The 25997-nt window shown below is 65.2% G+C and carries 30 protein-coding genes; 13 read left to right on the top strand and 17 right to left on the bottom strand.

Annotated features, from left to right (window positions below):
• The first annotated feature begins 88 nt into the window (after window positions 1-88).
• On the top strand, window positions 89-1504 hold the full coding sequence (locus tag G6N27_RS16765; RefSeq protein ID WP_232064631.1) for an MFS transporter: 1416 nt from the start codon (window positions 89-91) through the stop codon (window positions 1502-1504).
• A gap of 45 nt (window positions 1505-1549) precedes the next feature.
• A complete protein-coding gene (locus tag G6N27_RS16760) occupies window positions 1550-2125 on the top strand; it encodes a hemerythrin domain-containing protein (RefSeq protein WP_163777879.1) in 576 nt (191 codons plus the stop codon).
• Window positions 2126-2179: 54 nt separating this feature from the next.
• Here the strand turns inward: G6N27_RS16760 and G6N27_RS16755 are convergent, their stop codons facing one another.
• On the bottom strand, window positions 2180-2500 hold the full coding sequence (locus tag G6N27_RS16755; protein ID WP_163781918.1) for a PE-PGRS family protein: 321 nt from the start codon (window positions 2498-2500) through the stop codon (window positions 2180-2182).
• Between the two features lie 89 nt (window positions 2501-2589).
• Window positions 2590-2943, bottom strand: a complete 354-nt coding sequence (locus G6N27_RS16750) for a VOC family protein (RefSeq protein ID WP_163777876.1) — start codon at window positions 2941-2943, stop codon at window positions 2590-2592.
• A gap of 88 nt (window positions 2944-3031) precedes the next feature.
• Between G6N27_RS16750 and G6N27_RS16745 the strand changes: the two genes are divergently transcribed.
• Window positions 3032-3298, top strand: coding sequence for a YdeI/OmpD-associated family protein (locus G6N27_RS16745; RefSeq protein ID WP_163777873.1), 267 nt, complete (start codon window positions 3032-3034; stop codon window positions 3296-3298).
• Window positions 3299-3346: 48 nt separating this feature from the next.
• Complete coding sequence (locus G6N27_RS16740; RefSeq protein WP_163777869.1) at window positions 3347-4564, top strand: GNAT family N-acetyltransferase; 1218 nt, start codon at window positions 3347-3349, stop codon at window positions 4562-4564.
• Here the strand turns inward: G6N27_RS16740 and G6N27_RS16735 are convergent.
• From G6N27_RS16735 to G6N27_RS16710, 6 genes are all read right to left on the bottom strand, one after another.
• Entirely contained in the window at window positions 4555-5778 is a 1224-nt protein-coding gene (locus G6N27_RS16735; protein WP_163777866.1) for an APC family permease, read from the bottom strand. The two genes, G6N27_RS16740 and G6N27_RS16735, sit on opposite strands and share 10 nt — an antisense overlap.
• A complete protein-coding gene (locus G6N27_RS16730; RefSeq protein ID WP_163777863.1) occupies window positions 5775-6809 on the bottom strand; it encodes a ketopantoate reductase family protein in 1035 nt (344 codons plus the stop codon). The genes G6N27_RS16735 and G6N27_RS16730 overlap by 4 nt, the downstream gene beginning before the upstream one ends.
• Window positions 6810-6842: 33 nt before the next feature.
• Window positions 6843-8639 (bottom strand): SulP family inorganic anion transporter, encoded by a 1797-nt coding sequence (locus G6N27_RS16725; RefSeq protein WP_163777860.1) that lies wholly within the window; start codon window positions 8637-8639, stop codon window positions 6843-6845.
• 14 nt (window positions 8640-8653) lie between these two features.
• Window positions 8654-9748, bottom strand: coding sequence for a sulfate ABC transporter substrate-binding protein (locus G6N27_RS16720; RefSeq protein WP_163777857.1), 1095 nt, complete (start codon window positions 9746-9748; stop codon window positions 8654-8656).
• A 182-nt stretch (window positions 9749-9930) separates the two neighbouring features.
• The gene (locus G6N27_RS16715; protein ID WP_163777854.1) at window positions 9931-10671 is read right to left on the bottom strand and encodes a glucose 1-dehydrogenase; all 741 of its coding nucleotides are present in this window, start codon (window positions 10669-10671) and stop codon (window positions 9931-9933) included.
• Window positions 10672-10677: 6 nt separating this feature from the next.
• Window positions 10678-11205 carry a TetR/AcrR family transcriptional regulator gene (locus G6N27_RS16710; RefSeq protein WP_163777851.1) on the bottom strand — a complete coding sequence of 176 codons (528 nt, stop codon included), beginning with the start codon at window positions 11203-11205 and terminating at the stop codon, window positions 10678-10680.
• 43 nt (window positions 11206-11248) lie between these two features.
• Here G6N27_RS16710 and G6N27_RS16705 point away from each other — a divergent pair, with 43 nt between their 5' ends.
• On the top strand, window positions 11249-11434 hold the full coding sequence (locus G6N27_RS16705) for a hypothetical protein (protein WP_163777848.1): 186 nt from the start codon (window positions 11249-11251) through the stop codon (window positions 11432-11434).
• Window positions 11431-11928 (top strand): nuclear transport factor 2 family protein, encoded by a 498-nt coding sequence (locus G6N27_RS16700; RefSeq protein WP_163777845.1) that lies wholly within the window; start codon window positions 11431-11433, stop codon window positions 11926-11928. The genes G6N27_RS16705 and G6N27_RS16700 overlap by 4 nt, the downstream gene beginning before the upstream one ends.
• Before the next feature lie 12 nt (window positions 11929-11940).
• Here the strand turns inward: G6N27_RS16700 and G6N27_RS16695 are convergent, their stop codons facing one another.
• From G6N27_RS16695 to G6N27_RS16685, 3 genes are all read right to left on the bottom strand, one after another.
• A complete protein-coding gene (locus tag G6N27_RS16695; protein WP_163777842.1) occupies window positions 11941-13536 on the bottom strand; it encodes an MFS transporter in 1596 nt (531 codons plus the stop codon).
• An 88-nt stretch (window positions 13537-13624) separates the two neighbouring features.
• Complete coding sequence (locus G6N27_RS16690) at window positions 13625-14188, bottom strand: TetR/AcrR family transcriptional regulator (RefSeq protein ID WP_163777839.1); 564 nt, start codon at window positions 14186-14188, stop codon at window positions 13625-13627.
• Window positions 14185-14745: a TetR/AcrR family transcriptional regulator gene (locus G6N27_RS16685; protein WP_163777835.1), complete on the bottom strand. Its 561-nt coding sequence runs from the start codon at window positions 14743-14745 to the stop codon at window positions 14185-14187. The genes G6N27_RS16690 and G6N27_RS16685 overlap by 4 nt, the downstream gene beginning before the upstream one ends.
• A 232-nt stretch (window positions 14746-14977) precedes the next feature.
• Between G6N27_RS16685 and G6N27_RS16680 the strand changes: the two genes are divergently transcribed.
• From G6N27_RS16680 to G6N27_RS16670, 3 genes are read left to right on the top strand one after another with little or no spacing between them, the layout of a single operon-like run.
• Window positions 14978-16084, top strand: coding sequence for a type III polyketide synthase (locus tag G6N27_RS16680; protein ID WP_232064630.1), 1107 nt, complete (start codon window positions 14978-14980; stop codon window positions 16082-16084).
• A gap of 7 nt (window positions 16085-16091) precedes the next feature.
• Entirely contained in the window at window positions 16092-16601 is a 510-nt protein-coding gene (locus G6N27_RS16675) for an isoprenylcysteine carboxyl methyltransferase family protein (RefSeq protein WP_163777832.1), read from the top strand.
• Complete coding sequence (locus G6N27_RS16670; RefSeq protein ID WP_163777829.1) at window positions 16598-17614, top strand: NAD(P)/FAD-dependent oxidoreductase; 1017 nt, start codon at window positions 16598-16600, stop codon at window positions 17612-17614. The genes G6N27_RS16675 and G6N27_RS16670 overlap by 4 nt, the downstream gene beginning before the upstream one ends.
• Before the next feature lie 3 nt (window positions 17615-17617).
• Here G6N27_RS16670 and G6N27_RS16665 read toward each other — a convergent pair whose 3' ends face one another.
• The 4 genes from G6N27_RS16665 to G6N27_RS16650 are packed head-to-tail and all read right to left on the bottom strand — an operon-like array spanning window position 17618 to window position 20877.
• The gene (locus tag G6N27_RS16665; RefSeq protein ID WP_163777826.1) at window positions 17618-18442 is read right to left on the bottom strand and encodes a hypothetical protein; all 825 of its coding nucleotides are present in this window, start codon (window positions 18440-18442) and stop codon (window positions 17618-17620) included.
• On the bottom strand, window positions 18439-19068 hold the full coding sequence (locus G6N27_RS16660; RefSeq protein ID WP_163777823.1) for a TetR/AcrR family transcriptional regulator: 630 nt from the start codon (window positions 19066-19068) through the stop codon (window positions 18439-18441). Before G6N27_RS16660 ends, G6N27_RS16665 begins: the two co-directional genes overlap by 4 nt.
• Before the next feature lie 44 nt (window positions 19069-19112).
• The gene (locus G6N27_RS16655; RefSeq protein WP_163777820.1) at window positions 19113-19874 is read right to left on the bottom strand and encodes a class I SAM-dependent methyltransferase; all 762 of its coding nucleotides are present in this window, start codon (window positions 19872-19874) and stop codon (window positions 19113-19115) included.
• 49 nt (window positions 19875-19923) lie between these two features.
• A complete protein-coding gene (locus G6N27_RS16650) occupies window positions 19924-20877 on the bottom strand; it encodes a methylenetetrahydrofolate reductase (RefSeq protein WP_232064628.1) in 954 nt (317 codons plus the stop codon).
• Between the two features lie 193 nt (window positions 20878-21070).
• On the opposite strand from G6N27_RS16650, the gene G6N27_RS16645 reads away from it, so the two are divergent.
• Together G6N27_RS16645 and G6N27_RS16640 are read left to right on the top strand one after the other, a co-directional pair.
• Window positions 21071-22015 (top strand): cyclopropane mycolic acid synthase family methyltransferase, encoded by a 945-nt coding sequence (locus tag G6N27_RS16645; protein WP_163777814.1) that lies wholly within the window; start codon window positions 21071-21073, stop codon window positions 22013-22015.
• Window positions 22016-22102: 87 nt separating this feature from the next.
• A complete protein-coding gene (locus G6N27_RS16640; protein WP_163777810.1) occupies window positions 22103-22990 on the top strand; it encodes a cyclopropane mycolic acid synthase family methyltransferase in 888 nt (295 codons plus the stop codon).
• Between the two features lie 4 nt (window positions 22991-22994).
• Here G6N27_RS16640 and G6N27_RS16635 read toward each other — a convergent pair whose 3' ends face one another.
• Window positions 22995-23756 carry an SDR family NAD(P)-dependent oxidoreductase gene (locus G6N27_RS16635; RefSeq protein ID WP_163777807.1) on the bottom strand — a complete coding sequence of 254 codons (762 nt, stop codon included), beginning with the start codon at window positions 23754-23756 and terminating at the stop codon, window positions 22995-22997.
• Between the two features lie 92 nt (window positions 23757-23848).
• On the opposite strand from G6N27_RS16635, the gene G6N27_RS16630 reads away from it, so the two are divergent.
• Window positions 23849-24346, top strand: coding sequence for a winged helix-turn-helix transcriptional regulator (locus G6N27_RS16630; RefSeq protein WP_232064621.1), 498 nt, complete (start codon window positions 23849-23851; stop codon window positions 24344-24346).
• On the opposite strand, the gene G6N27_RS16625 is transcribed toward G6N27_RS16630, so the two are convergent.
• Window positions 24347-25279 carry a TauD/TfdA dioxygenase family protein gene (locus tag G6N27_RS16625; protein ID WP_163777804.1) on the bottom strand — a complete coding sequence of 311 codons (933 nt, stop codon included), beginning with the start codon at window positions 25277-25279 and terminating at the stop codon, window positions 24347-24349.
• A gap of 70 nt (window positions 25280-25349) precedes the next feature.
• Here G6N27_RS16625 and G6N27_RS16620 point away from each other — a divergent pair, with 70 nt between their 5' ends.
• On the top strand, window positions 25350-25919 hold the full coding sequence (locus G6N27_RS16620) for a TetR/AcrR family transcriptional regulator (protein ID WP_163777800.1): 570 nt from the start codon (window positions 25350-25352) through the stop codon (window positions 25917-25919).
• The last annotated feature ends 78 nt before the right edge of the window (window positions 25920-25997 follow it).

Raw genomic sequence — 25997 nt, 5'->3', positions numbered from 1 at the left:
GCAAGCTAGGTACAGTCGTCTATATCCAGCGATCGGGCGGACCCGGTGTTCCTGTCGATCGGTCACCGAAGGCAACCGCGAGGCGGACGTGAGAACGACGACGCAGTCAGCCGCAACGGTTGTGGTGGTATCCACCGCGGCATTCCTGGCCGGCCTTGACCTGTTCATCGTGAACATCGCCTTCCCCGATATCCGCCACGCGTTCGGCACGGCCGACTTCGGAGCGATGTCGTGGATCCTGAACGCCTACACGCTCGTCTTCGCGGCGTTGCTGAACCCGGCCGGCCGACTCGGCGACCGATACGGCCACCGCAGGATTTTTCTGTGCGGGCTGGTCGTGTTCACGCTGGGCTCGGCGGCATGCGGGCTGTCCGGATCCTTCGTCGGGTTGGTCGCGGCGCGTGCCGTTCAGGCGGTGGGCGCCGCGATGCTGATGCCGAGTTCGCTCGCGTTGCTGCTGGCCGCCGTCCCGGCTGCACGGCGTGCCGTTGCCGTCAGCACCTGGTCGGCTGTCGCCGCGATGGCGGCCGCGCTCGGGCCTCCGGTCGGCGGTTTCCTGGTCGAGTTGTCGTGGCGGTGGATATTTTTCGTCAATGTGCCGGTCGGGCTGGCTGCGCTGGTCGCCGGATGGCTGGTGCTCGCCAAGACCGCGGGCACCGGCACCGGCATTCCCGATCTGTTCGGCGCACTGAGCCTGATTGTGGGTGTCGCGGCGTTGGTCTGGGCGCTGATCGAACTGCCGGTGATGGGTTGGAACTCGCCGACGGTATCGGGTGCCGCCGTCGGCGCCGGTGGCGCAGTCGCGCTGGCAGTATGGCGTTCGCTGCGCCATCCGTCGCCTGCCCTCGACCTGGCCGCGATGCGGGTGACGCCGATGTGGTCGAGTTGCGTTGCGCTGTTGATGTTTTCAGCGGCACACGGCGCGATGCTGCTGGGCGGCGTCATGCTGCTGACCACCGTGTGGGGTCAGACGCCCGCGATCGCCGGCTTGTGCCTGTCGCCAGGCCCGATCGTCGTCGTGGTCGTTTCGCTGTCGCTGGCCGGACGGCTGATCGACCGACTCGGCATCGGCGTGGTCGCCGCGACGGGCGCAGCGCTCTACGCGATCGGGATCGTGATCTGGTTGTGCACCATAGGGCCGGTGCCGCACTACTTCGCCGACTATCTGCCGGCCCAGCTGTTCACCGGGACGGGTGTGGGTTTGGTGATGCCGAGCCTGTCCGCGGTGACCGGTGTGGCGCTTCCGTCGTACCGGTGGGGGGCCGGGTCGGCGGTGACGAATACCGCGCGGCAGTTGGGCATGGTGGTGGGCACGACCGCGCTGACCATGCTGTACCAGCCCAGTATCGATCTCGCCGCGATCCGGCGCGGGTGGATATTCGTCACCGCCGCAGCGGGCGGCGCAGCGCTCATCGCGACGGTTCTGGCGGTTTGGTGGAGAGGTGCAACTGCGGATTCGCGTGAGGTCGCTGAAGTCCAATACGTTGGCAGCAGTGCTGATTAACTTGGACGGCCGGGAGCGGAGCACTCAGAGGAGGTTGTGAGTCGGATGGCTGACATCACCATGTTGATCCTCGCCGACCATGACTGGTTTCGCGAGCAGTTCGCCCAGCTGGATTTTCTGCAGGGCCAGACACCGGTCAACCAGCGTGCGCTGGAACGGGTTTGGCGTCCGCTTGCCGACAAGCTAGACGTACATGCCTTCATCGAAGAGAAGATCTTCTACCCGCAATTGTTGCAGCGCGGCACCGACGATCCGGAGGGCGAAACGCTCGACGCCATCGGGGATCACAACGAGATACGTGACGGCGTGCGTGACGCGAACGCCGCGGGAGTGGGGACCGAGGAGTGGTGGGCGGCGGTCGGCCGAACCCGCCTCGCCAACGACGATCACATGGGCGAAGAAGAGCGAGAAGGCTTGGCGGACTTTCGCCGCCACGCCCCGGCCGGTCTGCGCGAAGCACTCGGGCGCCAGTACAGCGAGTTCATGGCCCAGCACCCGACGACGCGTGGACTGCCGATCGTCGACCGCGACCCGCAGAGCTACGTCGAGGACAACCAAACCGGCACGCGTCCCGCGCGCACGGACTTCTCCCTCGGCATCGGCAGCCTCAAAGGAAAGTAAAGGCCCGTGCGGCCTGGTCTCCCAGGCCGCAGGGCCAGTTACTCGATAAGGGGATCAGCCGTGGCCGGAGCCGCAGCCGACGCCCGGAAGGCATCCGGTACCGCCGGGCAGGCCACCCGGACCCGCGAACTGGCCACCGGACCCGCAGCCGACGCCCGGGACGCAGCCCTGTCCGCCCGGCCCGCCGCCGGGACCCTGGTCAACGCCACCGGAACCGCAGGTGCCGTTCGAACAGCCGCCGCCGCCCGGGTCCAGCTTGACGATCACGTGAGTGGGTGCCGAGCCCGTGAGAGTACCCACAGACGCCTCAGCTGCCGCAACCGGCATCACTGCGATCGCTGCAGCCACAGCACCACCAACGACAAACGGTTTCATGATCTTGAATTTCTCTAACATGGGCCGAAAAATACCCACTTCCACATACGTTCAAAACATCATTCCGGCGACTTTTTTGCGCCCGGATTTCAGTGTGGGTGGCTGACAACGTTGATGACGTTGCCGTCCGGCGCACGCACGAAGAACCGCCGTAGGCCCCACGCCTCGGCGCGTAGCGGATGCACGATCTCGTACCCCAGTTCCCGCGCCTCGGCGTACGCGCCGTCGATGTCGTCGGTGCAGACCGAAATCACCGAATCTTCGGCGGCGGTCAGATCACGGGTCACCAGTTGCACACTCGCCTGGGCGTCGGGTGAGGAGCAGCGTGCCACCCAGCCCAGGTTGAATTCCTCGTTACTCAACCCGAGGTAGCCGGCGTAGAAGCCCTTGGCTGCTTCGATATCCGCGACCCGGAGGTTGGCGAATACTTTCGTGGCTTGCATAGATTTCTCCTTCGGATAGCCGCCGCGGTACCGGCTTGGCAACCAGACACCCACGCTAACGGCCGAACAACGGTTTAATCTGGCGGCCGTGAGCGGCAAACGAGTACCCGGCGGGGTGGTGCACAAGCTGCCGACCGATCTGCGTGAGGCGCTGGTGGCTGACGCGGCCGCGCTCGCCGCCTGGAAGGACATCACGCCGCTGGCCCGCAATGAGTTCATCTGCTGGGTGGAGGACGCCAAGCAGAAGGCAACCCGCAGCCGGCGCATTCGGCGGACCCGGGAAGAGCTCGAGGAAGGCAAGCGGCGACCGTGCTGCTGGCCGGGCTGCAAGCACCGCGATCGCACCGGCAGCTAAGGCCTGGATCAGGCGACCCGATGCCGCTAGGCAGGACATGATGTCGGCATGACGACCGACATCCGCGTGCTGGACAGCGAAGCTGACCTGATCGCCGCGGCCAACGTGTTTCGCACCGCGATGGTCGGTTTCCCGCCGCTGGCCGATCTGTCGCCCGGCCAGATCACCACACTTCTCGAGCCCGGTCGCACCTTTGGTGCATTCGTCGACGGGCAACTGGTGGGCACCGCCGACGCCGTGACGAGCGGACTGACGCTGCCCGGCGGCTCGATCGTGGGGCACGCCGCGGTGACCCACATCGGTGTTCTGCCCACATTCACCCGACAGGGAGTCGCGACCGACCTCGTCCGTCATCAGCTCCGTGACATCGCCGCCCGCGGTGAGGTGGTGGCGTCGCTGCGGGCCTCGGAAGCGACCATCTACGAACGGTACGGCTACGGCGTCGCGAGCTCATCGCAGAGCGTCGAGGTCCAGACAGCGCGCGCAGCACTTCGTCCGGGCGTCGGAACGGGCGGTCCGGTCCGCCTGTTGGACACCGCTCGCGCGTGGGACGTGCTGCCGCGCATCTGCGCCGACAACCGCCCGTCGCGCCCCGGAACCGTCGGCCGCGCCGACGTGTGGTGGCAAGCACTGCGGATGCGCACCGAATCATCAACGGGGCCATGGTATGTGGCGGTGCACGGTGAGCCTGGTTCGGAATCCGGCTTTCTGCGCTACCGCCCCATCGACACCGGGACCTGGTTCGTGAGCGACCAACGCACCGTCGTCGTCGAGGATTTCTTCGCACCGACCACCGAGGCGTACCTCGGGTTGCTGCGATTCCTGCTCGGGCTCGATCTCATTGACCGAGTGGTGTTTTGGATGCTGCCGGTCGACGACCCGCTGCCGTTGCTACTTCTCGACCGCCGCGCCGCGCGTGTCACCGCCGTGCACGACGAGACCTGGCTCCGCGTCATCGACGTCGAGAAGGCATTGACGGCTCGCCGATACGCCGGCAGCGGCGCCGTCACGATCGCCGTCAATGACACACTGCTGCCGACCAATTCGATCAGCATGGCCATTAAGGCGGACGGCGCCGAGCGGACCGACCGCCGTCCCGACATCCAGGTCGGCGTCGAAGGACTCGGGACCGTTCTACTCGGCGGTGCAACGTGGCGCAGCCTGGCTGTCGCCGGACTGGCCCGCGCCGGTGACCCGGCGGCCTACGACCTGGCCGACCAATTGTTCGCCGTGCGGGATGCGCCGTACGCAGGCTTCTACTTCTGAGCGCGGCGACTGACGGCGTAGACAATTGTGCCGACGAGAAAGACGCCGGCACCGAGAATCACCGCACTGAGCGGCAACGCGAAGGCGACGACCAGACAGCCCGCGAGGCCCAGCGTCGGGACAAGGCGTCCGCCGAGCGTCCAGGCCGCGGCGTTGGCGATCGCGTAGTACACCAGAACCGCAAACGACGAGAACCCGATCGCACCGGCCAGGTCGACGGTTCCGGCCACTGCGGCTACCACCAGGCCGACGGTGGCCTCGGCGAGCACCGGCGTCTTGTATTTCGCATTGACTGCCGAAAGCTGCTGCGGCAGATAGTGATCGCGCGCCATCGCGAACACCGTGCGTGACACACCCAGCAGCAACGAGAGCAGCGAGCCCAGTGCTGCCAGCACGGCCAGCACCCGCACGGCGGGCACAAAGCCGGTGACGCCCGCAGCCCGGACCAGGTCGGCGATCGGCGCCACCGAATGGGCCAGTCCGGAAGAGCCCAGCACCGCGAGCGCCGCAACCGCGACGGTCGCGTAGACGACCAGAGCGATACCCAGTGCGAGCGGAATGGCACGCGGGATGGTGCGGGCCGGGTCGCGCACTTCTTCACCCAGCGTCGCGATTCGCGCATAGCCCGCGAACGCGAAGAACAGTAGACCCGCCGCTTGCAGCACACCGTGGATGCTTGCACCGGTGACGGCGAACCGGCCGAAGTCAGCGCTTGGAGCCGTCAGCCCCAGTCCCGCCGCCGTCGCCAGTCCAGCAAGGACGACGCCCACGATGATTCGGGTGACGAGCGCCGACTTGTGAACGCCGCTGCAGTTCACCGCGGTCAGGGTGACTACCGCCGCGACCGCGATCGCGTGGGCGTGAGTGGGCCAGGCGTAGCTGCCCACGATCAAAGCCGTTGCCGCGCAAGAGGCCGTCTTGCCGACGACGAAACCCCAACCCGCGAGATATCCCCAGAACGCGCCGAGCCGTTCACGTCCGTAGACATAGGCGCCGCCGGATTCGGGGTACTGGGCCGCACACCGCGCCGTCGACGTCGCGTTCATATACGCCACCACCGCCGCAGCCGCCAGCCCGATGAGCAGGCCCGTCCCGGCGGCGCCGGCGGCCGGCGTCAGTGCGGCGAAGATGCCCGCGCCGATCATCGAACCCAGACCGATCACCACCGCGTCGGTAACGCCGAGACGGCGATCCAAATGCGGGTGGTCGGTCATCGGACACCGAGCATGCCGGCCAGTTCACTTGCCGAATACTGGCCCGGCCCAGCCTCATTGCTCACCGCGGTACGGGCCGCGCGTGCCAACGCGGTGTTGAGTGGCGCCGCGATGCCGTGCCGGTGTGCGATCCGGACTATCTCGCCGTTGAAGAAGTCGGTCTCCACGTTGCCGGTGTTGCGAGCCAGCGACTGCCACGTCGAGTTGCTTGCGCCGGTGTCATGGCCCGGCACCGACCGCGGGGTCGGACCGTCGGCCCGGGCCGCATTGGATATCTCGAATGAGACGAATTCTATTCCAGTGCAACGCAAGACATGTTCGCCCTCGGCGCGGACCGCTTTGGCGATGTCACTGAGGTCGGCGCCCTGCGCCGACAACGCGCCTAGAGCGTTGGCCAGATTGCTCAGCAGCTTGTTGTACTTCCAGGGAGCGACGTCGTCGACAACACGCACCTGGATCCCCGCCGAGCTCCACGCCTCCGTCACATCCTGCAGTAGATCGGTGTCGGCGGGTGTGCGTAGCGACGCCGGCCACCGTCCGATTTGAAACTGCCCGACCGTCGGCCACGACCGCACGATCACTTCGCCGGGTTCGAGGTGCACGGCGGGCATCCAGACGCAGACGCCGAACACCTGCCGGAAATAACGCAGCGCTTTCTCTTCTGCCGCAACGCCGTTGAGGGCGGTCAGTGCCGGCAGCAGCTCGCCCGCGGTACCGACCACACCCTCGGAGCCATGGACCGGCTGGTCCACCCACTCCTGCAACGCCGCGTCGATCTGCTGGGTCTTGGTGGTGAACACCAAGACGTCGCGCTCGGTCAGCGTCAGCATCTCGGGTCCGGATACCGCCGTGACCGGCGTGTGGAAGGAACCGTCCGGCGTGGTCAGCGTCAGGCCCTTGGCCGACAGGGTCTCGGCGTGGCGACCCCGGGCCACCAACACCGTGGCGATCCCGGCCCTGGCCAGCACCCCGCCAACCGTGCCCCCGATGGCGCCCGCACCGACAATCACGTACCGCCGGTTGGAAGTCATTGCCCGAGAGTACGGCCGCCAACTGGACGAGAGTTAAACCAGGTAGTAATAGCTCTTGGCGTCCCCGTTGGCGGCGACGGCAACCGCGGGGACGGCGTCGCCGGATTCATCGAAGCCGCGCAGGGCGTGGGCGTAGCGGACCGCCTTGAGCGTCGCGGAGAACTCCACTTCCTCTTCGGGGAAGACCCGCTCGGACGGGAACCACTTGTCGAATCCGACGTTTGTCAGCAGGGTCCACAGATCGGCTTGGACACCCGCGAGCAGGACGGTCACGCCGCGGTCGGTTTCCTCCCGCACGAATTTCTCGATCCGCTGGATGACGACAGCATCCGGGTGACGCACGCGTTTGACCCGCAGCACCAGGTACTTGATGTCGTCCTGCTTGATGCGTTCGCTGAGCGCCTCGAGGTATTTCTCGAGTTCCGGTGCGGCACCGAAGAACAGCTCACCCTCGAAGTCGTAGATGAGCGTCCACGGGTCGGACGGATCGGACGGCACCCGCTCACGGACCACCCGTTCGGGCGCCACCACCAATTCTCGCGCCTTGAGCTTGGCCGCCCGTGGCACGAACAGCAGGATCGACAGCGCGACGCCGAGGAGCACCGCGGTGTCCAGATCGACCAGCACGCCGACGAGTGCGGTGAGGATCACCAGCCCCGCGTCGTAGCGTGACGCCCTGATCGCGTAGCCCAATCGCTTGACGTCGATCAGTCGTGCGGCGGTGATCAGCAGCAGCCCGGCCAGCGCGGCGCGCGGCATGTAATGGAACAGCGGCGCGAACAGCAACACGGCGATCGCCACACCGATCGAGGCGATGACCCCGGAGAACCGGGTCACCGCGCCGGCCTGGAAGTTGATCGGGGAGCGCGTCACCGAGCCCGAGCCGGGCACGGCCTGGAAGAAGCCGCCGGTGAGGTTCGCCAGGCCCTCCGCGATGATCTGCCGGTTGTAGTCGATCTTCTGACCGCTCTGGTAGGCAATGGCTTTGGCGATCGACAAGGCCTCGAGCAAACCGATGAATGCGATGGCCAGCGCCCCCGGGGCCAGCTGAGTCACTTCGTTGAGTTGCACCGACGGGATGTGCGGCAGTGGCAGACCTCGCGGGATTTTCGCGGTCAGGGTGACCGCGGTCTTGCCCGTGTGATCTTCGGTCGACCAACCGGCGAAATACGCGATCAGGGCACCGATGATCAGCACCGCCAGCAGGTCCACCTGCGGCAGCCCGAAGCGTTTCACCAACCGGCGCAACAGGATCGCGAGCACGACGGTGGCGACGCTGATGATCAGCGCGCGGTAGTTGAACGCCTCACCGTGGAACAGCGTGAGATACGTGCGTTTCAGCACCGACTGGTGGCCGTTGCCCTGGTCCTTCACGCCCAGCGCGTTGCCGAGTTGGCCCAACCCGATCAGGATGGCGGCCGCCAGCAGAAAGCCGAGAATCACCGATTCGGAGATGTATCGAGTCAGGTCGCCGAGCTTGAACACCGCGATCAGAATCTGGAAGGCACCGACCAGCACCCCGAGCAGAAACAAGGCCTCGAACAAGACCGTCCGGTTCTCCGGGTCCAGGAAGGCCAATGAGCTGAACACCAGGAGCGAGATCGCACTCGTCGGGCCGTTGACTAAGTGCGACGACGAGCCGAACACCGAAGCGACGAAGGTCACCACGATCGCCGAGTAGACGCCGAATTTCGGGTCGACACCAGCGACCAGCGCGTAGGTAATGCCTTGCGGCAGCGAGACCGCGGCGACCGTGAGTCCGGCGATCAGGTCTCGGCGCGCCTTATCGCCGTCGTAGTTCAGGCTTTTCGCTTTGTCCACAATGCTCATCGCGTCTTGGCCTTTCACCGCGAGTATGCCGACGCGACTCTGGCCGGAGCCGAGGACACCACGTCGTAGATGCCGTTACTGCCGAAGAACTTCTCCTGCGCGTCGTACCAGCTCTTGGCGACCGCGGTGACGGGGAACAGATTGATCGGCGGCAGCCGATCCGCATGCTTGGCCAGGATGTCCGGCTTGATCGGACGGTAGCCGTATTGGGCGACGGTTTCCTGGGCGGCGTCGCTGTAGAGGAACTCCAGATACGACTTGGCGTAGGACGCAAGCTTTTTGTCTTTGAGGTTGGCGTCGACCCAGGCGACGGCCGGCTCGGCCAGGATGCTGACTGGCGGATAGACGATCTGGAACTCGTCCTTGTTCTCCGCGACTTCACGCAGGGCTTCGTTCTCCCAAGTCAGATGCACGTCGCCGATCTTTTCCACCGCATAGGAAATGGCGGCGCCGCGCGATCCGGTGTCGGCGACCTTGACGTGGCTGAGCAGCGACCTGACGTAGTCGGCAGCCGCCTGCTCGCTGCCGCCCCGCGTCGTCACCGAACCCCAGGCCGCGAGGACGCTCAGCTTTCCGTTACCCGATGTGCGGGGATTCGGTGACACGATCTCGACGCCATCTTTGATGAGGTCGGGCCAGTCGTGGATCCTCAGTGGGTTGTCCTTGTGGACGACGAACACGATCGTCGAGGTGTAGGGGACGGAGTGGTTCGGCAGCCGCTTTTGCCAGTCGGATGCGATGAGCCCGCGCTTGCGGAGCGCGTCGACATCGCTCGGTAAGGCCAGCGAAACCACGTCGGCCTTCTCATGGCCCTTGATGACTTCGGAAGCCTGCCGCCCCGAACCGCCATGGGACTGTTTGACTTCCACCGTGACGCCGGTCTGCTTGCGGAACTGGTCGACGAATGTCTTGTCGATCGCCGCGTACAGCTCCCGGGTCGGGTCGTAGGAGACGTTGAGGATCTGGTTGGGCGAATTGTCGTGGTGCAGATTGTGGACGGCGATCAGACTTGCCGCCCCGAGGATCGCGACGATCCCGAGGATGTTCAACCGCGATACCGTAAACGGCAGTCTGCCGCGGCGCTTTTCCGGCTGCGCGGGCTCCGTCATAGCCGCCTCCTGGTGTCGGAATCTGGGAGTTGCCGGTCACCGGCGATGGACTGCATTAGCCGCTGGTTCGTTCTGACCAGCTATTCGGATTTGGAGCGTATCGACCGCGCTGCTGAAAGACAGCTGTGTAAATCAGCATGATTGCAATAAGCCCGCCGAACCGCCCCGACCAGCAGATACGGCTAGATCTTGGTCGGCACGTAGCCCATCAACCCGCCGTCGACGACGAACTCCGACGCGGTTGCGTACGACGACTCGTCGCTGACGAGAAACACGACGAAGTTCGCGATCTCAGCCGGTGACGCGCCGCGACGCATCGGAATCGGCGTCATGAATTCTTTGGTCACGCCTTCGCTCAACGGCGTGTGCACCAGGCCGGGATGAATCGAATTGACCCGAATGTTGTAGCGCGCCAACTCGACCGCGGCGGATTTGGTGATGCCGCGCAGCCCGAATTTCGCTGCCACGTAGGAGTGCAGATTGGCGCTGCCCGCCAACCCCTCGACCGACGACACGTTGACGATGGATCCGCAGCCGGCAGCGATCATCGGCTCGATGACCGCACGCATCCCGAGATAGGCCCCGGTGAGGTTGACGTCCAAGACACGCTGCCAATCCGACAGCGACGAACCTCGCAGCGGCCCGAGTTTGACGATTCCGGCGTTGTTCACCAATCCGTCGAGCCGGCCGAACCTCTCCAGCGTGGCGGCGACAGCCTGGTCCCACAGCGCCGGATCGGTCACGTCGAGGTGCACGAACAGTGCTGCCTCGCCGAGCTTTTCGGCGACTGCCCCACCGGCGTCGTCGAGAATGTCGCCGATCACCACGCGTGCACCCTCGGCCACCAGCGCCTCGGCATGGGCCTCGCCCATACCTCGCGCTCCGCCGGTGATCAGGACCACCTTGCCTGCGACCCGCGCCATGGCCGGCTACCGTACGCCCACCGCGGCACGCAGCTGCTCCAGCATGCGGTCGTCGTCGTAGCCGGGGATCAGGTAGTGGCACAACGAAAGTCGCACCAGAGCCTGCGCGACGGTCTCCGGGTCGGGGACTTGCTTGGCCAGGACCGGGACCACCAGGTCAACCAGCACCGGCAGCGACGTGGTCATCTGTTCGAGCACCAGGCTCGGCTCGATCTCGATCAGGCCCCGCATCTGGTACGAGGTGTAGAAGTCGACCAGGAAATCCAGCAGCGCGTCGACACGGTCGCGGCCGCGTCGGCCGGCGATCGCCCGATCCAGGTCGTGACGCAGCAGCTCCAGCTCGAATTCGCTGAATGCCGAGAGTAATTCGTCTTTCGACTTGAACGACTTGTACAACGTCGGACGCGAAATCCCGGCCTGCGCCGCGACATCGGAGAGGTTCAGTTTGCCGTAGCCATGGCGGCACAGCACTTTGAACGTGGCCCGCAGGATGCGGTCGCGCATCGGGTCGTCTATCGCGTCGGGATCAGGCATTTACACCCTTTACTTGATTTGTAAGCGATGTTAACGTCGCGCCATGCCGTCTGTACACCCCTTGGGCACCACCGATTACAGCGACGTCGACTTCTTCAGCGATCCAGGACTGGTCGCCGATCCGTACCCGTTCTACGACTACCTGCGGACGAAGTGCCCGGTCACCCCGGTGCCCCGCAGCGGCGTCGTCGCGGTCACCGGCTATGCCGAGTTGACCGAGGCGTCATGACCGCCACCGACGACATCCAAAGCTGGATCGACAAATCCGCATTGACCGAACTGGTCGCCAGGTTGTCGGCCGCGGTCGACCGGGCCGACAAAGATGGGATCGTGGACTGCTACGCGCCGCAGTCCTACGACGACCACGGCGCCTTCAAGGGATCGGGTTCGGAGTTCGCCGAGATGATCTGCGCGCCGACCGGCCGGGCTCAGCAGTTGACCATGCACCACCTGCTCGGCCAGTCCGTGTTCGATGTTTACAGCGACGAAGCCTGGGGCGAAACGTTTTTCGTGATGCATGCGCTGATCGCCGGCCAGGTCGCTGTCGGGTACGGCCGCTACATCGACTACTTTCGGCGTATGCAGGGCGCGTGGAAGCTCGCCTACCGGCGGGTGGTTCCGGATGTCACGATTCCCGGTGACGACGCCAACCTGTACTGGCGTCCGAGCCGAGACCACACCGATCCACGCTACGACCGCCTGACCGCGCCGCCGACTCGGTGACGGGCTGACTGATCAGTCCTGATCTCGGCCGCGGCGCCGCGCGAGCAGATAGCGCACCGGCCGCAATTGTTGGTCGTCGCGTCCCGGCGCCCACAGGCCGATCACCACAGCACTGACGGCGATCACGATGCCCAGTACCAACAGCGACGAATGCATCGCGTCGATGAATGCCACCTTGCTGACCTCGGACAGCCGGCCACCCGCGGGTCCCAGTCGCCGCGCGACCTCGAGCGCCTGGGCCAGTGACGTGGAGGCGGCGTCGCCGACCGATTTCGGAAATCCGATCAGGTTGGGAGCCAACGTCTTCGCGTACCGCCCGGCCAACATCGACCCGGCGAGCGCGATGCCGAGCGCGGCGCCGATTTCGCGGCTGGCGTCGTTGACCGCTGAGGCCACCCCCTGCTTCTCGTCGGGAGCGGTGGTCATGATCACCGAGGTCGTCGGTGCGGTGCACAATCCGATGCCGACGCTCATCACCAGCATCGGCCAGGCTGCCCGCCAATAGGGTGAGCCCACTTCGATGCCGAGCATGCATAGCGAGCCGGTCGCGATCAGCAGGAGCCCGCTGAAAACCACTGCGCGCAAGCCGAGTCGGGGCAGGTACCAGAACGAGAGCACGGACAGCAGCAGCATCGGACCCATGATCGGCGTCAGCGCAATCGCCGTCTTGTTGGGGCTGTAGCCGAGGATCATCTGCATGTACTGCATGAGCAGGAACATGTAGCCGAACATCGACAGGAAGAACACCGTGATCGTGGCCGCGCCGGTCGCGAATGCGGGCACCGCAAACAGCCGGACATCCAACAGCGGATAACGTTGCCGCACTTCGACAAATCCGAATGCCAAAGCCAGCAGCAGCCCGACGCCGATGCTGGTCATCACCAGTGGGTGTGTCCAGCCGCGCACCGGCGCCTCGAGGATGCCGAAGACCAGCGTCGCCACCGCACCGCCAATGACCAACGCGCCGAACCAGTCCAACGGCTTCGCATCGGCGTCCCGCGAACTCGCGATGGTCAGGGTCAGGATGAAGATGGCCAGCGCCGCGACCGTGAAAGCCCAGAAGATCGAATGCCACGACCAGAAATTCAGCAGGCCACCGGATCCGAGCATTCCGATGATGGCACCCGATCCGGCGACGCCGGCCCAGATGCCGACTGCCTTGTTCCGCTCCTCTTTCGAGTACGCGGCGGTGATCAACGACAGCGTGGCGGGCATGACGAGCGCCGCGCCCGCTCCGGCGGCGCCGCGGGAGAAGATGACGACCGAGGGGTCGGACAGCATTGCCGGTATCAGAGACGCCGCACCGAATACGGCGAGACCCACGAGCATCGCGCCGCGCCGACCGTAACGGTCACCCAGCGCGCCGGCCGGCAGCAGCAGGCAGGCCAGGACCAAGGTGTAGCTGTCCACAATCCAGGTGAGCTGGGTCTGGTTGGCCGACGTTGCCATGGCGATGTCGGGAAGCGCCGTGTTCAGCGCCACCATCGACGAGATCACCAGCAGCACGCCGAAGCACGCCACCGTGAGTAACCAGAGCCGGGCCCGTTGTGACAAGCCGGAAAGAGCGAAGTCGCTGTCTTGGCCCGGCTGGATCAATGCATTGACCACCCGCCACCCCCTTCAGCGTTATAGCCGCACCGTCAGACCCCCACTTCATACGAGACTAACAGTCTTGTTTCTCGCGGGCACGGCGCGATTATGTCGGCGCCGGCCCGACCAGCAGCTGCGTGATCACCGGGGCTGCCCAGCGGCTGAGCTCTTCGCGGCTCAGGCTGGCCACCGGCGGATTCACCAGGACATACCGGGTGATCGCAAGGCCGATGACGAACGCACCCATCAGTCCGATCCGCTGCACGGGATGGTCCGGCGTCGCGGTGATCAGCTTGGGCGCGACCTGCTGCGAGAACACCTGCCTCAGGGTGTCGGCCGCCAGCGGGCTGGTCATCGCGGCCCGCAGCAGGGCCAAGAACGTCTCGTCCTCTTCCCACACCGCGAAGAATCGCGGCAGCAGAATCCCGGCGACGTCCCCGGGATCGACACCGGCGAGATCAGGCAGGTCGATCGCGAAATCCGCTGCGGCCGCGAACAGGTCCTGCTTGCTGCCGAAGTACCGGATCACCAATGCCGCATCCACCCCGACATCGGCGGCAACCGCCCGCAGCGTCGTCCGCTCGTAGCCGTCGGATCCGAAGCGTCGACGCGCCGCCGTCAGGATGTCGGCGCGGGTTTGTGCGGCGTTGCGCGGCCGGGTGACCGTCACGACGGCGCCGGCCCGACCAGTAACTGCCGAAACACCGGCGCCGCCCACTGCCGAAGTTCGTCGCGGCTCAACTCAGCCGCTGGGAGATTTCCCAGCACCGATCGGGTGGCGGCCAGGCCGATGACGAAAGCGTCGGTCAGGGCGATCCGCTGCTGATCGTGGTCGGGGGTCGCGGCCTTCAGGGTCGGCGCGACATGGGTAGCCAGCGTCTCGTTCAGTGTGTCGGCGGCGACCCTGCTCGTCATCGCGGCTTGCAGCAGCGCCATGAACGAGTGGTCTTCTTCCCACACGGCGAAGTACCTCGGCAACAGCATGTCCGCGATCTCGTCGGGTTCGGCGTCGGTGAGATCGGGCAATTCGATGGTGAATTCGGTGGCGGTCGCGAACAGGTCCTGCTTACTGCCGAAGTAGCGGATCACCAGCGCCGCATCCACCCCGACGTCTGTCGCGATCGCACGCAGCGTCGTGCGGTCATAGCCGTCTCCGGCGAATCTGCGGCGCGCGGCGGCCAGGATGTCCGCCCTGGTCTGCGCCGCGTTGCGGGGTCTTTTGGTCATCGCCACTACACGATATGTCATCACCCGTTGACTAGGCCAACCGCCGCGCGTATCTTTAAGTCACCGATTGTTGACAAAAGTCATCGTTCGTTGAGTTAACTGCAGCGGGAGGCATCGATGAACCGGAAAGGCCTCGAGACCGTGACATGTTGTGAGGCCTCAAGATTTAGTCACCGATGTCAGCAGCGGCAATGGAGCCGGCACGCCACGTCGTCCACGAAAGGTGAGTTACATGGGGGTTCCTATGAGCCGCAAGAAGTTTCGGGCCCACAAAGCCGGCAGCGTAATAGCAGGCGTGCAGGGCGCGTTGCCCGAGCATCGCTATGCCCAGCACGAGATCACCGAGACGCTTGCCGCGCTTCCGGCGTTCGAGGGGTATGCCGACGCGCTGCGCAAGTTCCACGCCAGCTCCAAGGTCGACAGTCGCTATCTGGTGCTGCCACTAGAGCAATACGCGTCGCTCACCGACTTCGGCGACGCGAACAACGTCTGGATCGAGAACGCGGTCGAGCTCGGATGCGCGGCGCTGTCCGCTGCGCTGGACGAGGCGGGGCTGCGGCCAGAGGACGTCGATGTCATTTACTCCACGACCGTTACCGGCCTTGCGGTGCCCTCGCTGGAGGCCCGCATCGCAACCCGGATGGGACTTCGTCCCGATGTGCGACGGGTGCCGATGTTTGGCCTCGGCTGCGTGGCAGGTGCCGCCGGCATCGGACGACTCAACGACTACCTGCGCGGTGCGCCCGACGACGTGGCGGTGCTGCTGTCGGTCGAACTGTGCTCGCTCACTTTCCCGGCGACCGGTCCGTCGTTGGCGTCACTGGTCGGCACCGCGCTGTTCGGTGACGGCGCCGCGGCGGTCGTCGCGGTCGGCGAACGTCGCGCCGAGCGGATTGGCGCCCGCGGACCCGAAGTCCTCGGCTCACGCAGCCATCTCTACCCCGACTCCCAGGACACCATGGGTTGGCGGATCGGCTCCACCGGCTTCGGGCTCATCCTCTCGCCGGACGTGGCCACCGTCGTCGAGAAGTATCTCGGCGACGACGTGTCCGGCTTGCTGGCCGCGTACGGCCTCGGTATCGACGACGTCGCCGCATGGGTGAGCCATCCGGGCGGGCCCAAGGTGATCGAGACCATCGTGTCGTCGCTCGGATTACCCGATGACGCACTGGAATTGACCTGGCGGTCGTTGAGTGAGGTCGGCAACCTGTCGTCGTCGTCGGTGCTGCACGTCTTCCGCGACACGATCGCCAAGCAACCGCCGAGCGGCAGCCCGGGGATCATGCTTGCGATGGGGCCCGGCTTCTGCTCCGAGCTCGTCATGCTGCGCTGGCGGTGAGTCGGCCATGACCTGGTATGCGCTCTTGATCGCCGCGGTCGCGATCGAGCGGCTGATCGAAGTACGCGTCGCCGAACGTCACCGAGTCGTCAGCAAGTCACACGGTGGAGTGGAATTCGGCTCCGGACACTACCCGGCGATGGTGTTGTTGCACACGGTCCTGCTGGTTGGATGCCTGGCTGAGTCAATCCTGTTGCACCGCAACTTTATACCAGCTCTCGGCTGGCCGATGTTTGCCATCGTGGTTGCGGCGCAAGCGCTGCGGTGGTGGTGCATCACCACCTTGGGCTACCAATGGAACACCCGCGTGATCGTGATCCCGGGCGCGCCCCGTGTCACCGGTGGCCCGTACCGGTTGATACCGCATCCGAACTATGTCGCGGTGATCGCCGAAGGTCTCGCATTGCCGCTGGTGCACAGCGCGTGGATCACTGCGGTGGTGTTCTCGGCCCTCAACGCGTGGCTGCTGAGCACGCGGGTCAAAGTCGAGAACACGGCACTGGCGGGCCTGACATGATCGACCTCCTCGTCGTCGGCGGCGGCCCCGCAGGGCTGGCGACTGCGATTCACGGGGTTCGGGCCGGGCTGGAAGTCGTTGTCGCCGAACGGCGTCAGGGTGTGATCGATAAAGCCTGTGGCGAAGGGCTGATGCCGCATACGCTGCGCCATCTGGACCGACTTGGGGTGCATCCGCACGGCAAGCCGATCCGGGGGATCAGCTATCGCGATGGATCGCGGCACGTCGATGCGCAGTTCAAGCATGGCGCCGGCCGCGGCGTGCGCCGGACGGTGCTGCACGGTGCATTGCTCGACGCCGCCGTGGAAGCCGGCGTGCAGATCTGTCACCACGAGGTACGCGAAATCACCCAAGACTGCGACAGTGTGCGCGCCGGACGGTGGCAAGCGCGGTACCTCGCCGCGGCCGATGGGCTGCACTCCCCTATCCGTCGTTCCCTGGGCCTGGAGCAACCGAGCCCGGGGAACCGCCGGTGGGGCATCAGCCGCCACGTGCAGACCGAGCCGTGGTCGGATCACGTCGAGGTGTACTGGGCGCCGGGAGCCGAGGCCTACGTGACTCCGGTCGCCAACGACTGTGTCGGCATAGCGCTGCTCACCTCGCAACGGGGCGGATTCGGTTGCCGCTTAGCCGAATTCCCCGCCCTTCGGGATCGCATCGACGGCTGCGCGCACGAGCCCGACCGTGCGGCCGGCCCGCTGCGACAGAAAGTGTCGCATCGCACGGCCGGCCGGGTGCTGCTCGTCGGCGACGCTGCCGGTTACGTCGACGCGCTCACCGGTGAGGGTCTCGGCCTGGCGTTCGGTGCGGCCGAGGCGGCGGTGGACTGCGTGCTCGCCGAGCGTCCGGCAGATTACGACCGGCAATGGCGCCAGCTGACTCGGCGCTATCGGATGCTGACTGCGGCGTTGCTGCAAGCGAGCGCCTACGGGCCTGCCCGGTCGCGCATCGTGCCAGCCGCGGCGGCCATGCCTGCCGTCTTCGCCGGCGTCGTGAATCTGCTTGCGCAGTAAGGCTTACGGATGCGTTACAAGATACGTCTCGTTCTTGAGTCCGCTGGAGAGCTCGTCGACGTCGAACGGACGCCTGAGTCGAGCGTTGAACGTCTCCGGGTCGACTAGCAAACCGATCTCCGCGGTCTGGCGCGCGAAAAGTCTCGCGATGAAGGGATAGACCCGACGCATCACTGCTCGCTCCGCCGGGGTGCAACGCGATGCGCAGTAGCCGACATGACCAATCTCGTCGGTGAGGATTTCGCTGTAGAGCATCTCGATTCGGTTCGCGACTTCGGGCTCATCGGCGAACAATTCAACCCCCACCCGGCGCAGTTCGTCGAACAGCACACAGCCCGCCATCTCTGACGCCCCGACGAACGCGAAACCAAGTCGCTGCGGGATGAAGACTGCCATCTTGACGAACTGGCGCATCACGAACGGCGGCGGCACTACCTGGAACGTCAGATCGAACATGTCCAATACGTATGCGAGCAAACGAGTGTGGTAATGCTCTTCGAGTTCGAGATAGACCCGCTCCGGTGGCACGCTGTCGTCGCTGTTGTGCCCGTAGGTCTCCCCGAGACCGACACCGAACCGCTCCGCCTGGTTCAACTTGGCCGTGGCCAACAAGAACAGCATCTTGCCGTCTAAGCCCGGCTCGGGTAACCGGCGATGAAGATTCCGCGTGAAGGCTCTCCTGTCGGCTGGGCTTTTCGACCGGACAGGATCGGAAACCAGGCCGTCGAAGAACTCCTCGCGATTGGCCAGACGCCGGTTGAGCAGGTCGGCTTCTCCGTCACGTTTCTGCAGATACTCTCGATATCCTTCGATTGTGTTGGTGCTCATCGTTTCTCCAATCCCTTGACAACTGTTCTGACGTAGCGGCTCAAGAGCGCATCCGGCGTGCCGGAATCGTGCGCCCCGGTGGCAAGCAGCGCGAAAAGTCCGGTCAAGACGAAAACCGCGATCTCAGCCGGGTCTGCGTCGCCCACGACCCGGCCCGCCTGTTGGGCTTCAGCGAGTACGCCGATCAGGAATTCCGCCAACGGGTGCCGAGCCAACTCAGACTCGACGGGTCGTGTCGACGAGAAGTGCAGTGCCAGCATTTCTCGGAATACCCGTACGCCCAAGCGGTGTTTAGCCGCACTCACACGCTGCACAAGCGTGGACAACATCGTCTCCACGTCGTCGGCCTCGGCCCTCAGTGCGGTGAGCTCCTCGACGATCTTGACTTCTTCGTTTCGCTCCAATTCGACCAGCACATGCTCTTTGGTCGGGAAGTGAAAATAGAACGTTCCCCGGACCACCCCAGCAGCTTTCGCGATGGCGCTGACGTCGGCGCCGGCTAAACCTGATCGCGCTATCTCGGTCAGCGCAACGTCGAACAGACGCGCTCGGGTCTGGAGCCGTTGCGCCTCTCGCCCACCGCCGACCGAGGTTCCGCGCTCTTCGACGGCCTGTCGCGTTGCCATGGATGGACGATACGACGTTGACTGACGACCGTCAATGACGACTGTCAGTAAGCGCCGCGACTCAAGACGAGCAGCGCGCCGGTTAGAGCCTCCTCCTCGAGAAGCGCTCCGATTCGAGAACTTTGACGCTCGGACACTTGCCATGCCTCGGTGTCGCCGTACCGCTCGTTGAGCTCTCTGTCGATCTCGTCCATCTGCTCGGTCCACGTTGCGGGCATTTCGGGCAGGTTGGCGGTGCTCAGCCACTGCTCCAACCGCAGCGACGCCCGCTCCACCATGCCCAGCAGTCGGCTCGACCTCGGAAAGTGATTACCCTCGGATTCGCTGCTCGACATGTCTCGCTGCGCAACAAAGACGAGCAGTCCGATCCGTCCGCCCGGGCGCACCGCGCGACGCAACTCATCGAGCAACTCTTGCTGTTGTGGCGTCGTGCACAACACGCCGAGCGCCCAGGCCGCGTCGACACTCGAGTCCGCTATCGGCAGTGTCGACCCCGCAGCCTGCAGCACTGGGTAGTCGAACAATCTCGTCGCGGCCCGGCACGCTCCCGGTTCGGGCTCGACCAGGACCGGCAGCGTGCCGCGTGATCGTGCGGCGTACGCGGCCGGACCTCCGACACCCGCACCGCAGTCCAGCAATGTGGCGCCCGGTGCCAACTGCATCCCGTCGATGAGCCAATCCAGCGCTGCCGGGCTGCCGCTGCCTCGACAGCCGGCCGGCACGTAGTAATCCGGGCCGAGGTCCATGGCTACCTGCGCGGTCCACTCGGCGACGGTGTCGAATTCAGCGTCCATCGCGTCGCTCATGTGCGCCCCTCCTCCTCGTCGCGTTGCCCCGCATCCTTGCCGGCGCGTCTCATGTGCGCCGCACCTCCTCCCGTATCCGGCGACCGACCTCTGCCTTGATCTCGGCGCCGAAACGCCCGCCCGCCGCCGACGCCAACCCCGACACGTTGACGCCGTCGACACCGTCGATGGCCAACAGCGCCCGCGCCTCGACGAGGGCCGCCTCGATCCCGGCTGCCACCGGATCGCTCGCATGCAGGACCATTTCCGTCGCAGCCGGGTCGAGTTCGAGGCCGGGCAGACCCTGCAAGACCGCCGCCGACATCTCGTCGGTGAACACCGCGACGGCAGCGATCACCGGAATCGCCAGACCCGCCGACCGCGCCGTCGCCATGAATCCGGCGATCGTGTCCGGGAACGGCACGTGGTTGAGCACGGCCAGGCCGGCACCGGCGCGTTGCTTTTCCACCAATCGGGCAGGACGCGCGTGCACCGGCGGCGCGGTCGGTGTTTCCGGCACTGCCGGGATGACACCGACCGAGGCGGCCAGGGCGACCAGGCGCGGGCCGTCCAAGTCGAAGGTTTGCGTCACTTCCGGGCGGACGTCGTAGCCACGACCGTCCCCGGTCACGCACAACACCGTGCCGACGCCGACGCTGCGAAGGCCGCGCAGTTCCTGCTCCAGCACGACCCGGTTGCGGTCCCGGCAGGACAGCGTTATCCACGGCACAACACCCGCGTCGAGCAGAAACGATCCCATCAGCGTGGGCGGGAAGTCCGGCCTGTTTTGATGCTCGCCGACCAGCACCGCGTCGCATCCGGGGGCCAGAACGGCGGCAGTGGCGGCGACGTCGTCGCGATTGAAAGGTAGGCAGCTGAAGTCGGTGAGCACTAACGGCGCGCGGGCAGGCCGCGTCGCAGGCCGATCTCCCGACCACGCCACGACGTCGCTGAATGTGCACGGACCCGGACGCATCTCGCATTGCCCGTCGGGTCGCACCCCGCCGCACGGCCCGAATTGCATGCGCTTAGGACAATCCAGACCAGCCGACATAACATGTTCCTCGCTTACGCGTGCTTGGAGGCGGGTACCCGGCAAATTGCCTGTGCAAGCAACCTCAATCCGCGACGCGCACGGCACCGAATCACCAGATGGCGCGATAGCCCGCCCGTCACAACTACGCTGGTCCTCATTCAGACATCGTTAGGAACGAACAGTGAGTAACACCTCAGGCGCAACGCCCACCTCGACACCTACCGCCGAGTCCAAGTGGCTGTCCAAGTCCGCGGCGCAAACGCGTGGTTCGGACAAGAAAGAAGTGCAGTTCCACTACGACATCTCCAACGATTTCTTCCGGTTGTGGCAGGACCCGTCCCAGACCTACAGCTGCGCGTACTTCGAGCGCGACGACATGACGCTGGAAGAGGCGCAGCGGGCCAAAGTCGACCTGTCGCTCGGCAAGCTCGGCCTGAAGCCCGGCATGACGCTGCTCGACATCGGCTGTGGCTGGGGCTCCACGATCATGCGCGCGGTCGAGAAATACGACGTCAACGTCATCGGGCTCACGTTGTCGGAAAATCAGAAGCAGCACATCGAAGACCACTGGTTCGCGAATTCGACCAGCAAGCGCAACATGGAAGTGCGTCTGCAGCCCTGGGAGGAGTTCGACGAGCCGGTCGACCGGGTGGTTTCGATCGGTGCTTTCGAACATTTCGGCTTCAACAAGTACGACGACTACTTCAAGAAGACGTTCAACTTGATGCCCGAAGACGGGGTGATGATGCTGCACACGATCATCATTCCGAGCGACGAGGAGATCAAAGAGCGTCAGCTGCCACTGAAAATGTCGACGGTGCGGTTCATCAAATTCATCATGGACGAGATCTATCCCGGCGGTCGTCTGCCGCTGGCCGCCCAAGTCGAAGACGCCGCGGTCAAGGCCGGCTACTCGGTGACGCTGAAACAGAAGCTGCGCCCGCATTACGCCCGGACCCTGGACACCTGGGCGAGCAATCTGGAGTCGAAGAAGGACGAGGCGATCGCGGTCACGTCCGAGGAGATTTACGAGCGATTCCTGCGCTACCTCACCGGTTGCGCCGATCTGTTCCGTGACGGTTACACCGATGTCTGCCAGTTCACCTGCGAGAAGGCGCCCGCTTAGCTGAATCTGAGTGACTGCGTTATAAAGTTCGTGTACAACAGATCCACTCTGGCGACACGGACAGAGCGACCCGAAAGGTCAATTTTGATGGCGGACAACGGGTCGGGCGACTCGACGCAACTGCGGCCGGCTTACGAAGACGTCCAAGCCCACTACGACCTCTCCAACGAATTCTTCGGGCTGTTTCAGGATCCGACGCGCACCTACAGCTCCGCGTACTACGAACGCGACGACATGACGCTCGAAGAGGCCCAGATCGCCAAGATCGACCTCGCGCTCGGCAAACTGGGCCTGCAGCCTGGGATGACGCTGCTCGACGTCGGCTGCGGCTGGGCCTCGGTGATGAAGCGCGCCATCGAAAAGTACGACGTGAACGTCGTCGGGCTGACGCTGAGCAAGAACCAGCGCGCTCTGGGCCAGCAGATACTCGACCAGGTCGACACCGACCGCTCCCGTCAGGTGCGGCTGCTCGGCTGGGAGGAGTTCGACGAGCCCGTCGACCGCATCGTCAGCATCGAAGCGTTCGAGGCGTTCCCCAAATCGCGCTACAAGGCATTCTTCGACACCTGCTACCGCGTCATGCCGAGCGACGGCCGGATGGTTTTGCAGACGATCATGGGGCACCCGCTGAAGCGCTGGCCGGAGATGGGCATTCCGATCACCATGAGCGACCTCCGGTTCATGCGGTTCATCGCCGCGGAGATCTTCCCCGGCGGCGCGGTGCCGTCCGATGAAGACGTCGTCGAATATTCGCGGAATGCCGGCTTTTCGGTGGAAGAACTGCAGAAGATCACCCCGCACTATGTCCGCACCCTCGACACCTGGGCGCAGAAGCTGGAAGCCGCTCGCGAGGAAGCCATCGCGGTCACCTCGCAGGAGGTCTACGACCGCTACATGCGTTACCTGCTCGGGTGCTCAGACTTCTTCCAGCGCAACATCTCCGAGGTCGGACAGTTCACGCTGGTCAAGAACTAGTCGATCAGACCTGATTGAATCCACCGTCGGCATCGACGGTGGATCCGGTGCTGAAGCTGGATAGGCCGCTCGCGAAAAACACTGCGGCGGCGGCGATTTCGCGAGGATCAGCGAAGCGGCCCAGCGGTATGGTCGCGGTGCGCCCGGCGCGGAAATCTTCGATCGAGGCATTGGGATCGGTTTGCGCAGCGAGCTTGTCGCTGCCCGGGGTGGCGGTGGATCCGGCGACGACGACGTTGACCCGGATGTTGCGGTCGGCCAGTTCGTTGGCCCACGCCCGTGCGAGCGAACGCACGGCGGCTTTGGTTGCGGCGTAGATACTCAGCCCCGGGCGACCACGGTCGGCGGTGGAGGAGCCGATCAGAACGATCGAGGCGCCGTCGTTGAGCAGCGAGAGCGCCTTCTGCACCGTGTACACCACACCCTTGACGTTGGTGGTCAGCAGCGCGTCGAGGTCGTCGTCGGTGATCTCGCCGAGCCGCGCGACCCTGGTCGAGCCGGCGTTGGCGACGACGGTGTCCAGGCCCCGGCCGGCTGCGGCCACCTCGGCGTAGAGCCGGTCGAGGTCACCCGGTATGCCCACGTCGCCTCGCACGGCGACGGCGCGTGGACCCAATCGTGCGGCAGCGGAATCAAGTTCGGCTTGCCGTCGACCGGTGATGAACACCTGCTCGGCCCCTTCAGCGATGAAGCGCTCGGCGGTGGCCAGTCCGATACCGGAATTGGCGCCGGTCACGACGGCGGTCTTGTGGTCAAGCAGTCCCATCGCGGCCTCCTGGTGACGTCGCGCAGATCGTCGATATTCTCCGACAGAGCCAACTGGGCATTGGTTTAGTTAACGGGGTTATTCTGACGAACATGACCGCGACATCCGATGTTATGACGCTGCACGGGCGCTCGACGGACGGTGATCGGTCGCTCACCCACGAATGGTGCCCGATCGAACGCGCACTCGAAGACATCGGAACCCATTCCGCGTTGCTGCTCCTTCGCGAAGCGTTTTACGGTACAAGGCGCTTCGAAGATCTGGCCCGCCTGGCCGGTATCACCGAACAGATGGCGGCGATACGACTCAAACAACTCGTCGAAGCCGGCATCTTGACCAAGCAGCCCTACAAGACGCCCGGCCAGCGGACTCGCTACGAGTACGTGCTGACCGGGCGTGGCCGCGAGCTCTTCCCCGTGATCGTCAGCCTGATCGAGTTCGGGCTGCTGCTACAGGGCGACACCAAGCGGCTGGACCTGATTCACGCCGACGGATGCGGCGCGGCCATCGTTTCGCAGGTCCAGTGCGCCCACGGTCACGTCGTCCCGCTGGCTCAAACGGAAGCGCGAATCAAACGCCGCCGGCGCTGACTAGGCGACCAGCGGTTTCGGCGTATCCACAATCGAGTAGTCGCTGGCGTCCCCGGACACGCTCCGGCTGTGTTCACCGTGCACACTCACCGGAATGTCACCCGCAAGGGTGATCCGGTGCATAGCGCGACGTTGCTTGCCGTAGTCCGATACCGCGTAGTGTTGCGTCGCGCGGTTGTCCCAGATCGCGACATCGCCGAGCTCCCAGTTCCACCGAATCGTGTTCTCCAGCCAGGTGATCCGGTCTTGGAAGATCTGGAACAACGCGCGCGACTCGGCCCCGTTGACGCCCAGGATGGCCTTGACGAAGTTGCCCAGCAGCAGTGCCCGCTCACCGGTCTCCGGGTGCACCCGCACGACCGGATGGTGCGTCTCGTAGTGGGTGGAGTGAAATTCGTTGGCGTGCTTAGCCATCGCTTCGGGGTTGGCCTCGATCGCAGCCAGCTTGGCGGGGTCGACCTGCGCATAGTCGAAGGCGTTGTTGTGCATCGCCCACAAGCCATCGGCAAGCTGCTGTAGGGGCTGTGGGAGCTGCTGGTACGCGGCCACCGTGGACGCCCAGGTCGTCGTGCCGCCGTAGGCCGGCAACTCGACAGCGCGCAGGATGGACGCTTTCGGCGGACGATCGACGAAGGTGACGTCGGTGTGCCACTGGTTGGCTCCGCCACCCGCGATGGACTCGAGACGCATCACCTTGCTGCCGTCGAACTTCAGCGTCGGGTGCGGAGTCGTGGGCACACCCAGGCTTTCGGCGAGGGCGTAGTGGGATTCGTCGTCGAGATGCTGCTGGCCGCGGATGAATACCACCTTGTGGGTGTTCACGGCGGTGTTGATCGCGGCCGCCGTCTCGGTGTCGAGCTCACCGAGTCGCACTCCGTCGATGCGCGCGCCGATGTTCTCGCCCAGCTTCACCACGCGGAACTCGTTGGTCACTGCTACTCCTTGTTGTCGTTGTCGAGTGTAGGCAACTGTCTACACCACGGATATCCGCTACTGTACACACATGACTACACCGGGCGCAACGGTTACGAGCACGTCGAAACCAATGGGGAAGGACGAGGTGATCGCAGCCGTCCTGGAGGCGGCGAGCGAGCTGTTCGCCGAGAAGGGCCCGGCCGCGACGTCCATCCGCGAGGTCGCGGCCCGAGCCGGCGTGAATCATGGCCTGCTACATCGCCACTTCGGGAGCAAGCACCAGCTCCTGGCCGCGACGTTGCAACATCTGGCCGACTCGACCGCGGCGCTTCGCGAGTCCGGTGCCCCGCCGGAGCAATTGGAAACCGCCTACGAGCTGCAAGCGCGGGTCATGGTGCGCTCGACACTCGATGGATTCGCCGTCGAAGAACTCCAGCAGCGCTTTCCCGGCATGGAAGCGTTCCTGGATGTGGTGCGGGCCGATCACAGCGACGAGCGGACGGCGCGACTACTGGCAGCCCACGGGATGGCGCTTCAAGTCGGGTGGGCGCTGCTCGGCCCTACGCTGCGGGTCGCCTTCGGACTGCAAGACCTCGACGACGCCGACATCCGCGCGGCGGTCGCCGAGCAGGTCGCGAAAATTGTTGCGAGTCAATAGTCCTCAGCGCGGCCGATGCGCCCGCATTCCTGCACCGGACCGCTCTCGAACTCCGATGTCGCTCTGTTACCTGCCCGT

Source organism: Mycobacterium cookii, assembly GCF_010727945.1.
GTDB classification, from domain to species: Bacteria; Actinomycetota; Actinomycetes; order Mycobacteriales; family Mycobacteriaceae; genus Mycobacterium; species Mycobacterium cookii.
Note: the sequence above shows the minus strand (reverse complement) of the source record. Positions and strands in the feature narration are given on the sequence as shown.